Genomic DNA, 10,342 nt, shown 5'->3' on the forward strand with positions numbered 1-10,342 from the left:
TCCGGCTACCGTCCGGACCAGGAACTGTGCGAGCTGAACGAGCTGAACGAGCTGAAGGAACTGAATGAGCTGAAGGAACTGAACGAGCTGAACGAGCTGAAACGACTGTGCGAGGAGTGGGAGCTGAAGATCTGGCCGAGCCGTCCGCTTTCCGCGGCGACGTCCAGGTCCGCGCCGTACAGGTCGTTGAGAATCTGACCCAGCGCGGTTCCCTCCAGGGCGTCAATTGACCCCAGATCGATATCTGGAACTTCCAGAGGTTTGGGATCCTCGGTATTGTCAATTTTGTCCGCGGCCATTCGTTCACCTCGAATCCGAGCCCGTCATCATCGCCAATCGTACGAAAAAGGAAGACCGCCATCCAGCCACCCACCTGGCGGTACAAAATTCATCGAGGCGTACTTGCTCTTGGCGCTCATCGTCCCGGTCGCCGCTTTCATCGTCGAGTGTGTGGTGCGGCCCGGTCAGATCACTGAAACGCGTTGATCCATGAAAGTGATTCTCAGAAGCCACAACGCCTTGGAGGAATAACAGGACTTTCCACCCTTGGCCCGGCGGCGACTGAGGGCTGCGGCGATCAGTGACGCTGTCAAGTCGCCGAAGTGCCACACAATACGCACGGCTGTTCCAGTACCTCGATCATGCGATCCCGGCACGATGGGCCATCGGGAACCACGCATCCCGTCGCCGCAGTGCCGGTGTCGAAGCGTACGTTCACAGCCTTCACCGAAATCGAGATGGTGATGACCATGACCGCGATCGATGAGCAGGCCGCCGTCCTCGCTCTCACCAAGGCCACCCACGACAAACCCTGGTTCCACACCACCCGCGTCATCGCCGCGGCCGGCAGCGCCCTCGGCGTGCTCGACGGCACGTTCACGGGCCACGATGAAGACGATCGGGCGCACGCCACCGCCATCGCCGCCCGCGTCCGGCCGAAGGACCTCGACTGGGCGCGCGACCTCGTCGCGGCCATGCGCGCCGAAGGCGTTCTCCTGGTCACCGTGCTCGACAAGGGCTACCCCGGCAACCTGTACTCCGCCTACGACCGCCAGCCGTTCCTGTGGGTCCGCGGCGGCTTCGGGCCTGGCGACCACCGGGCCGTCGCCGTCGTCGGCGAGTACGACGTCGACCACGCGGCCGCGGTGGCCCGCGCCCTAGCCGGCGCCGGGCTCACCGTCGTCGCACCACTCCGTACGGACCTCGACGCGGCTGTTCACGAGGCTGCGCTCGCCACAGGCGGTCGCACCTTGGGGGTGCTCGCCGGTGGCCTCGGGGCACCGTCCGCGTCCGGCGCGCACGCCAGTGTGGCCAAGCAGATAGCCGAGCGGGGCGCGGTCGTGTCCCCGTTCTGGCCCGGCACCGATCCGACCGGCCGAACCGTCGAGCTCGCCCGCATCGTGACCTGCGGGCTCGCCGACTGCATGTACGTCGTCGACGGCCACCCCGGGGGCTCGTCCGACGGGCACGTGTCGAGGGCTCTGGCGACCGGCAAGTCCGTGCTCGTGTCCCAGCGGCTCCAGCAGGAACAGCCGTGGGTCGCGCGGGCGTGCGGGCGGGCAGGCATGACTGTCGTCCAGGACATTGACGACCTGGCCCGGCAGGCGGTCAATCTCGTAGACATGACCCCTCGACTGCGCGTCTCCTGACCATGGGCGGTCACCCTGCTCTCGCCGAGCGGTACCGCCACATTCTCCGGAACGTTCCGGCAGTACGCCCAGGAGTCTGCCGGATCTGCCACTCAGGGCCGAACGAGAACAACAGCAGGAGGAAGGAGGAGGAGTTCTTCCCCGAATGCCTCGGCTGCCGTCTTGTCGCGGAAGAGTTGCGCTGTGGCGTGGCCGCCCTCACGGAAATCGTCCCGATCTCGCTGGCTTTCCAGGAAAACGATCAGCTGTATGCGGCGGTGAGGGCCTACGACGAACCGTACCCGCCGCCCGGCAGTGTCGACTGGGCCGCCGTTCTGTCCGCCGTGGTCGATCGGTTCTACAGAACGCATGCGCCCTGCTTGTCCAGGTTGGCCGGCGGCAACTTCACGTTGGTCACCACTCTGCCCAAACCCGTCCGTGACCGGCCTGACCTTGAGGCACCAGACCGTGTGCAGCGCATCGCGAAGAACGTCCCGAGCTTGCGCTACCTGTACCGGTCAGTGCTTGAACCGGGCCCCGCGGCAGCGGGCATGAGCGAACGTCAGGCTCAGGAGGACGGCTTCACTGCCACTGGCCCCGTGGGCGGGCAGAGGGTGCTGCTTCTGGACGGCTTGTGGTTGCGGGGTGGCTATGTTCAGAGCGCGGTGCTGGCGCTGTACCGGCGGAAGGCCGCCGCCGTGGTGCCGCTGGTGATCGCCAGATGCATCGTGCCGTCGTACAACGGGGCGAACACGCTCATCAGGGACGACGCGTCCGGCGAGGACTTCAGCTTCGAGCGCTGCTGCCTGTGCTGACCGTCTCCAGCACCATCGTCACGCGATGGCGTACGCCGCGCGGCCGGGGCTCGGCCGTCCGCTCCGACCGGAACGTCCGGTTCAGCGGGAACGCATGAGCAAGTGTCCGGACAAGGAGAGGTGCACATGCTGGTGCGGGTGTTTCCCGGTAAGGGCGGCGGGCGTTCGAGGGGCTGCTGCGGGAGTTGGTGGATGACGACATAGTTCTGAGGGAGTGGGGCGAGGGATACCTGATCGTCCGGGGGTCCTGTGAGGAGCGGGTTCGGGGTGTGGGGGCATCGGCTCGACATTCGGCGGTTGCCGCCTCCGCTGCCCGGTGACGAGGAGCCGGCGGTGGGGCGGGGTGACGGAGCGGAGCGGGCGGTGGAGCGGCTGCTTGAGCGGAATCGCCGGTACGGGTACGGGCACGGGGACTACTTGCGGGACGATCTCCTCTCGCATGCGCGGTGGTACGGCGAGGAGGGTCTCGAACGGACCACCGTGGGGACGATGCCCGGGATGCGGGAGTGCGAGGACGTGCTGGGGCCTCGGCGGTGGATGAAGCGGGAGTACCGGCGGAGGCGGCGGGCGAAGGGCGCCGGGAGCTCGGCGTGAGCGGGGTGCCGGCGGAGGCGGTGGCGGCCGCGTACGGGCTGGGAGAGCCGGTCGGGGCCGCCGTGTACGCGGCGCGTGGCGAGCTGGGGCGTATCTGGCGGCTGGACACGCGGCGTGGCTCCTGGGCGGTCAAGGAGCTGCTCGTGCCCGTACGGGAGGGGGACGCGCGGGCGGATGTGGCGTTCCAGATCGCGGCGGCGGAGGCGGGGGTGCGGTTGCCGCGGCCCGTTCTGACCGGGGGCGGGGATGTGGTGGCCGGGGGGCGGTGGCGGGTCTACGAGTGGGTGGATCTCGTGGAGGGGGCGCAGGTCACGGCGGCCGAGCTGGGGGCCGTCACGGCCGGGCTGCATGGCATCGGGCGTCCGGCGGCGGGGCCGGTGGCGGCCTGGTTCGCCGAGCCGGTCGGCCGCGCCGGCTGGGAGGCTCTGGCGGCCGCCGCGGCGAGCGACGACGGAGCTGGCGGGGATGGCGGAGCCGCCATCGACGGGAGAGCGGGCGAGAACGCGGGATGGCGGGAGGCGTTACGGGAGTCGGTGGGCGAGCTGGTCGCGCTGGACGAGCTGGTCGTGCCGCCCGACCCGGCGGCCGTGGTCACCTGTCATCGTGACATCACCCCCGACAACATCCGCCGCGCCGCTCACGACGGCGGGATCGTGGTGCTGGACTGGGAGAACTGCGGCCCGGCGAGTCCGGCCTGGGAGCTGGCGAAGGTGCTCGCCGATCTGCCCGAGGGGGCCGCGACCCCGGCGTACCGGGCGTACCGGGACGCGGGTGGTCCCGGACGGGTGACGGAGCCGGCCGACTTCTCGATGGCGATCGCCGAGCAGGGGCATCTGCTGGAGTTCTACGCCCGGCGGGCCATGAACCCGGAGGAGAGTGAGGAGAACCGGACCCGGGCCGGGGCGCGGTTGCGGGCGATGCTCGCCCGTCCCCTCACCCGGGACAGGGTCGAGCGCCTGGTCGAGGAGTGTACGCGGGTCGACGTTCCCGCGCCTTGACCAGGCACGGACGTACCGGAACACATTTTGACCCCCATATGGGGTAACCGGTACGGAATGCGGATCGAGGACTGGTTCCTGACCGAGGAGGAACGCGGCAACGGCGCGACCAAGCTCGGCCCCTGGACGACCGGCAACGACGTACGCCCGCTCGTCCACGGAGCGACCTACTTCGCCGAGCTGCGGGCCTGCCTGGAGCAGCTCGGCAAGGACGACCTGCTGCTGTTCGCCGACTGGCGCGGCGACCCCGACGAGCGCCTGACTCCCGACGGGCCGACCGTGAGCGAGGCCATGGCCGCGGCCGCCCGGCGCGGCGCCCTCGTACGCGGTCTCATCTGGCGCTCCCACATGGACCTGCTGCGCTTCAGCTCGGCCGAGAACCGCCGACTCGGCGAGGAGATCGAGAACTCCGGCGGCCAGGCGCTGCTGGACACGCGGACCAAGCCGGGCGGCGCGCACCACCAGAAGTTCGTCATCCTGCGCCACGACGGCGACCCCGCCAGGGACGTCGCCTTCGTCGGCGGCATCGACCTGTGCCACAGCCGCCGCGACGACGCCGACCACCTGGGGGACCCGCAGAGCTGTTCCATGCCCTCGGTGTACGGCCCCCGCCCGCCCTGGCACGACGTCCAGGTCGCCATCCACGGGCCGGCCGTCGCCGAGGTGGAGACGGTCTTCTGCGAACGCTGGGAGGACCCGGCCCCCGAGACCCGCGACCCGCTGCGCCGCCTGCGCGACCACGTCGGCCGGCTGGACGACGCCCCGCCGCTGCCGAAGCCGGGCCCGCCACCGCCGCCGGCGGGGCGGCACGCCGTGCAGTTGTTGCGTACTTATCCGGCGCGGCGCGACAGCTACCCGTTCGCGCCGGACGGCGAGCGCAGCATCGCCCGCGCCTACCGCAAGGTGCTCGCCCGCGCCCGCTCCATCGTCTACCTGGAGGACCAGTACCTGTGGTCCACCGACGTCATCGAGCCGTTCGCGGAGGCGCTGGAGCGCGAGCCCGGCCTGCGCATGATCGTCGTCGTGCCGCGCCATCCCGACCAGGACGGCCTGCTGGCCGGCCCCGCCAGCCTGATCGGCCGCGCGGACGCCCTGGCCCGGCTGGAGGCGGCCGGCGGCGATCGGGTCGCCGTCTACGACCTGGAGAACCACCAGGGCACCCCGATCTACGTGCACGCCAAGGCCTGCGTGGTGGACGACGTGTGGGCCACGATCGGCTCCGACAACGTCAACCTGCGCTCGTGGACGTACGACTCGGAGCTGAGCTGCGCGGTGCTGGACGAGCGGGAGGACCCGCGCCCGCCGTACGGCGCGCTGCGCTTCGCCCGTGACCTGCGGCTGACCCTCATGGCCGAGCACCTGGACCTGCCCGACGACGAGCGGGACGAGCTGTGCGACCCGGCGGCCGCCTTCGCGGCGTTCGAGCGGGCCGCGTCCCGGCTGGAGGAGTGGCACCGGGGCGGCGAGGAGGGGCCGCGCCCGCCGGGGCGGCTGCGCCCGCACCCGGCGCCCACGCTGTCGAGGCTGCAGAAGGTGCTGGCCATGCCCCTCTACCGGTTCGCGGTGGACCCGGACGGCCGGCCGGCCGATCTGCGGCGGTCCGGCCGGTTCTGAGCGCTGCTAGTGTGCGGCGGGTGAGCAGCGGACGTGGAGTGCTCGTGACCGGCGCGTCGCGGGGGATCGGGCGGGCCGTCGCGGCGGCCTTCGCCGGGCAGGGCGACCGGGTGGCGGTCCATCATCGCGACTCGGCGGCGGAGGCGCACGGGCTGCTGGAGGAGCTGCCCGGGGAGGGGCACGCCGTCGTCCGGGCCGATCTCGCCGATCCCGGCGAGGTCCGCGCCATGGTGGACGCCGCCGCGGAGGCGCTCGGCGGCATCGACGTGCTGGTCAACAACGCCGGGGTCTTCTTCCACCATCCCGTGACCGAGGTGTCGTACGAGGAGTGGCAGGACGCCTGGCGGCGCACCCTCGCCATCAACCTGCTGGGGGCGGCCAACGTCACCTACTGCGCGATCCGCCACATGCCAGCCGGGGGCCGCATCGTCAACGTCTCCTCGCGCGGGGCCTACCGCGGCGAGCCCGACGGCCCGGCGTACGGGGCCGCCAAGGCGGGGCTCAACGCGCTCGGGCAGTCGCTGGCCGTCGCGCTCGCGCCGCACGGGATCGCGGTCGCCTCCGTGGCGCCGGGGTTCGTGCAGACCGACATGACCAACGAGCATCTCAAGGCGCCGCGGGGCGACGCCATCAGGGCGCAGAGCCCGTTCGGGCGGGTGGCGCGGGCGGAGGAGGTCGCGGCGGCCGTCGTCTTCCTGGCCTCGCCGCAGGCCGAGTGGGCGAGCGGCGCGGTGCTCGACCTGAACGGCGCCTCCTACCTGCGCTGAGGTCGCGCGACGCCCCCGAGATGGCGTGGTATCGCCGCGGATTGACGGAAGTGGCGGCTATTGTGGCATCCAGGGCACTGCGGGTACTCGCTTCGGAGGGGACGGCGTGGCCAGAGGATGGGGTTGGGCGCTGGCGTCGCTCGTCGCGTCCGTCGGGGTCCTGCTGACCGGTTTCACCCTCTTTGTCGAGTTAGGCCCGATCGCCGCGGTCATCGTGGTGCTGCTCGCCCCCATCATCCTGTGCGGCTTCGTCGTGGCCCACGACGTGCTCCGCCACCGCGCCCTCAGCCAGGAGGAGGCGCTGCGGCTGGACCGTGAGCGCGAGCACGTCCGGCGCACCGTCGACCTGGTGCTCGACCCCGAGCTGAGCGCCGAGCAGCGGCTCGCCGTGCTCGACTGCCACATCCCCCGGCTGGGCCGCGACCCCCGCACCTCGCCGCTGCGCGAGCGGTTCGTGGCGGTCGCCGAGCTCTCCCCGCCGGGCCGCGCCCTGCTGGAACGTGCCCGCCGCGCCGTCAACGTCGTCCAGCGGTCGGAGGCCATGCGCCGCCACCTGCTCGACGTCGTGGCCAACGAGGTGCTGCTGCCCCGGCAGGTCTGGGAGATCGCCCGCCTGCTGCGCGTCCAGCACGAGCTCCAGCACGAGCAGGACGCCGCCCGCCACGGCCTGGTCACCGACGAGCTGCGGGCCGTGCTCGACCCGCAGCAGGAGGCGCTCGACCGCTCCCTGGCCGCCGTCACCGCCCGCGTCGAGGGCCTGGAGCGGTACGCCCGCCGCGTCCAGGAGGCCGACGCCGCCCTGCGCGCCCGCGAGGCGCTGGACAACAACCACAAGTACCGCGCGCTGCTGGCCGCGACCGACGACGCCGAGGGCATGGCCGCGCTGGCCGCGCACGGCGACGCGCTGGAGGAGACGCTGGCGCGCAGCGTCCGCGAGGCCATCGAGGCCGGCCAGACCCTGGCCGTCTGAGCCGTCTGTGCCGCCTGGGGTTCACCCCACGCTGATCAACCTGCAAGCCCTTCGCAAGCGGCCCCTTTTACGCTCGACGCCCCGGGGGCCACGGGGAGTCAAGCCGGCCACCGGGCTGTATCTGACGCCCTCGGGGACGCTCTGAACTCTTCGAGGCGAGGGACCAGCGAACGGGAGACACCCCCCATGCCCGAGACCCGGATGACCGCGGAAGACGTGCTCCGCATCGCCGCCTACCAGGACCGGAGCCCGGCGCTCGAGGCGATGGTCATCGCCTACGCTTACCACCGGATCGCGGGGGACCTTTCCGAATATCTCGGCCAGGCGTGCAACAACTGGTACTGCTACGCCACCTGGACCTCCAAGGCGGTGGGCGAGAGCCTCGACCTCACGCCCGACTCCCCGTTCATCGAGGACTTCGGGCGCCGCCTGCGGGTGCCGCGCCGCCTGCGCCGCCTCTTCCGCGCCACGCTCCTCACCCTGCTCGGCCCCAGCTACCAGCTCGGCCTCGCGCTGGCCAACCGGGCGATCTTCCTGGAGACCGCCAGCCTCGCCGTCAACCTCTGGCGGGACGTCCCCGACGGGTTCCTCAAGGTCAGCCCCGAGTCCGAACTGACGCCGACGCCGCCGGAGTTCCTGGCCGGCCTGCTGGAGCCGGCCGACCCGCGCTACCTCCGCGACGCCGCCCAGCTCCTGCTGGAGGCCAGGGAGGCGAGCGACCCCGAGGTACGCGCGGAGCTGATGTTCGGCGCCAACATCGCGCTGTCGGCGTACGAGCAGAAACGCGCGCAGAAGGCCCTGGAGCTGGTGCTCTACCGGCCGGTCCGATGGCTGACCCGGGGGTCGTGGCGCTCGCTGCGCGCCCTCGTGACCCGCCGCCCGTATGCCCCTTTCCCCCTCTACGCCGCCCCCCACCAGGACCAGCCCTGGCTGACCCGCAAGCTGGAAGAGCTGTGGGCGGGGCTCTACACCCGCCACCTGTTCGCCGTACGCACCCCGCTCAGCGACATCAGGGTGGGCCGCCCGCTCACCGCCCCCGAAGGCGTCGACCTGGACCGGGCGTGGGCGCCGATCCAGGACGAGCGGGTGCGCAAGCTCGCCGAGGAGTTCATCACCGAGGACCGCGAGGCGTCCACGGCCGGGGTGACCAACTGGGCGTCCTACCCCGACCGCATGCGCTTCATCGTCAGCTATTTCCGCGTCTACCAGACGGTGGCCGCTCTCTACCGGGTGCCCTTCGACCAGAAGCTCGCCGACGGCCTCGCCGAGGAGATGCGGCGCGGCCTGGTGCCCGACTCGATCGGCGAGATGTTCGACCGCGACCCCGGCCTGCCCGCCATCCGGCGCAGGCTCTACCGCTACCCGGCCGAGAGCGACCCCGACGCCTTCGAGATGGCCCACTTCGACTTCGAGCCGTTCCTGGAGGCGTTCCCGTTCGACCGGAGCGCCACGTAGGTGAGCGGCCGGGTGGATCAATCGAGGAAGTCCCTGGTGATCTCGCGCGCCTGGAGCATCCCGCGCAGCTTCGCGAAACAGCGGGCACGGGTGGGCCCGATGCTCCCGACCGGCCTGCCCAGCTTGCGCGCCACGTCCACGTAATGCGGCTCGGAGGTCTCCGTGAGCGCCCTGAACAGCACCCGCTGCGCGTCCGGCAGCCCCTCGACCAGCTCTTCGAGGGTCCCGGCGAGCCAGATCCTGGCCAGTTCCCTGTCCACGTCGTCGGTGCTGCCGAGCGTGTCGAGGTCGGGGGTGCAGACCTCGCGCGTCCTCTTGGTCAGCTTGAGGCACTCGCGGAAGGCGATCGTGGCCAGCCAGCCGGCCATGCGCTGGCCGTCGGCGACGCTCTTGAGGTTCTGCCAGGCCAGCAGCCAGGTCGTCTGCAGCACGTCCTGGGCGTCCTCGTGGCCGAGCCTGAAGCGGCGGATGCGCGCCTTCAGCATCGGCGTGAACTCCTCGACCAGCCGCTCCCAGGCGCCGGCGTCGCCCTGCTGCGCGGCCGCCACCAGAGCGCCCGTGTCGAGGCGGTCGATGGTCTCCAACTGCATGTTCCACTCCTCGCCGGTACGGCTACTTGGGGGGCCTCTTCCGACCGGCCCTCCCACGGTCCGCCGGATGATCCGCGACGTCTGTCGCGCCTGTGACAGTTCGGATGTGTTCCTCGTCACATTCGAGACGTGGAAGAGATCGCTTACCGGTTACTGCCGGGCCGCCGATTGCGGCCTAGAGTTCTGTCATGAACGGGTTCAGCGGGCCCCCGCAGGACGGTCAGCAGCTCGCCGCCGCGCTGGCGGAGATCCCGTTGTTCCGCGCACTTGGAGAGGACGGCGTCAGGAGCGCGCTGCGGGCCGGGCTGGCCCGCCGCTACCGGTCGGGGCAGATCATCTTCCACCAGGGGGACCCGGGGGAGTCCCTCTACGCGATGCTGGACGGCCTGGTCAAGGTGGTGTTCACCACCGAGCACGGCGACGAGATCGTGCTCAACATGCTGAGCAGGGGCGACACCTTCGGCGAGATGGCGCTGCTCGACGGCTCGCCGCGCTCGGCGTCGATCGTCACCGTGCGCCCCTCGTGGGTGTTCGCGCTGCCCAGGGCGCGGCTGCTGGAGCTGATGCGCGAGCATCCCGCGCTGGCGGACGAGTTCCTGCACATGCTCGGCCACCTCGTGCGCCGGCTCACCGGGCAGGCGGCCGACCTGGCCTTCCTCGACCTCGGCGGCCGGCTGGCCAAGCTCCTGCTGGAGCTCGCCGGCAAGCACGGCAGGGCGGACGCCGTGGTGGACCTGCCCGGCCTGACGCAGTCGGACCTGGCCGCGCTCATCGGCGCGACCCGGCCGGCGGTCAACCGGGCGCTGCAGTCGCTCGTGTCACGGGGGCTCATCGCCATCGAGGGCCGCACGATCACGCTGCTGGACGTCGCCGCACTGCGCAGGCGGGGCGGCCTCTGACCGAATCTGGAG

At 71.3% G+C, this 10,342-nt stretch carries 10 protein-coding genes; 8 read left to right on the forward strand and 2 right to left on the reverse strand.

Features of this window, described 5'->3' with window-relative positions; genetic code table 11:
• Positions 1-5: 5 nt before the first annotated feature.
• A complete protein-coding gene (locus SMD20_RS03535) occupies positions 6-299 on the reverse strand; it encodes a hypothetical protein (protein WP_329574757.1) in 294 nt (97 codons plus the stop codon).
• 450 nt (positions 300-749) lie between these two features.
• Here SMD20_RS03535 and SMD20_RS03540 point away from each other — a divergent pair, with 450 nt between their 5' ends.
• The 7 genes from SMD20_RS03540 (at position 750) to SMD20_RS03570 (ending at position 8,841) form a co-directional block, all read left to right on the forward strand.
• Positions 750-1,649 carry a DNA-processing protein DprA gene (locus tag SMD20_RS03540; protein WP_329574759.1) on the forward strand — a complete coding sequence of 300 codons (900 nt, stop codon included), beginning with the start codon at positions 750-752 and terminating at the stop codon, positions 1,647-1,649.
• 188 nt (positions 1,650-1,837) lie between these two features.
• Complete coding sequence (locus SMD20_RS03545; RefSeq protein WP_329574761.1) at positions 1,838-2,443, forward strand: hypothetical protein; 606 nt, start codon at positions 1,838-1,840, stop codon at positions 2,441-2,443.
• A gap of 590 nt (positions 2,444-3,033) precedes the next feature.
• Positions 3,034-4,035, forward strand: coding sequence for an aminoglycoside phosphotransferase family protein (locus SMD20_RS03550; RefSeq protein WP_329574763.1), 1,002 nt, complete (start codon positions 3,034-3,036; stop codon positions 4,033-4,035).
• A 57-nt stretch (positions 4,036-4,092) separates the two neighbouring features.
• On the forward strand, positions 4,093-5,649 hold the full coding sequence (locus SMD20_RS03555) for a phospholipase D family protein (protein WP_329574765.1): 1,557 nt from the start codon (positions 4,093-4,095) through the stop codon (positions 5,647-5,649).
• 20 nt (positions 5,650-5,669) lie between these two features.
• On the forward strand, positions 5,670-6,416 hold the full coding sequence (locus SMD20_RS03560; protein ID WP_329574767.1) for an SDR family NAD(P)-dependent oxidoreductase: 747 nt from the start codon (positions 5,670-5,672) through the stop codon (positions 6,414-6,416).
• A 106-nt stretch (positions 6,417-6,522) separates the two neighbouring features.
• A complete protein-coding gene (locus SMD20_RS03565) occupies positions 6,523-7,386 on the forward strand; it encodes a hypothetical protein (protein WP_329574769.1) in 864 nt (287 codons plus the stop codon).
• Between the two features lie 186 nt (positions 7,387-7,572).
• Positions 7,573-8,841: a hypothetical protein gene (locus SMD20_RS03570; RefSeq protein ID WP_329574771.1), complete on the forward strand. Its 1,269-nt coding sequence runs from the start codon at positions 7,573-7,575 to the stop codon at positions 8,839-8,841.
• Positions 8,842-8,858: 17 nt separating this feature from the next.
• Here SMD20_RS03570 and SMD20_RS03575 read toward each other — a convergent pair whose 3' ends face one another.
• The gene (locus SMD20_RS03575; protein WP_329574773.1) at positions 8,859-9,431 is read right to left on the reverse strand and encodes an RNA polymerase sigma factor; all 573 of its coding nucleotides are present in this window, start codon (positions 9,429-9,431) and stop codon (positions 8,859-8,861) included.
• A 188-nt stretch (positions 9,432-9,619) separates the two neighbouring features.
• Between SMD20_RS03575 and SMD20_RS03580 the strand changes: the two genes are divergently transcribed.
• The gene (locus SMD20_RS03580; protein WP_329574775.1) at positions 9,620-10,330 is read left to right on the forward strand and encodes a Crp/Fnr family transcriptional regulator; all 711 of its coding nucleotides are present in this window, start codon (positions 9,620-9,622) and stop codon (positions 10,328-10,330) included.
• The last annotated feature ends 12 nt before the right edge of the window (positions 10,331-10,342 follow it).

The sequence above is a fragment of the Nonomuraea sp. LP-02 genome (assembly GCF_036289125.1).
Classification (GTDB): Bacteria; Actinomycetota; Actinomycetes; order Streptosporangiales; family Streptosporangiaceae; genus Nonomuraea; species Nonomuraea bangladeshensis.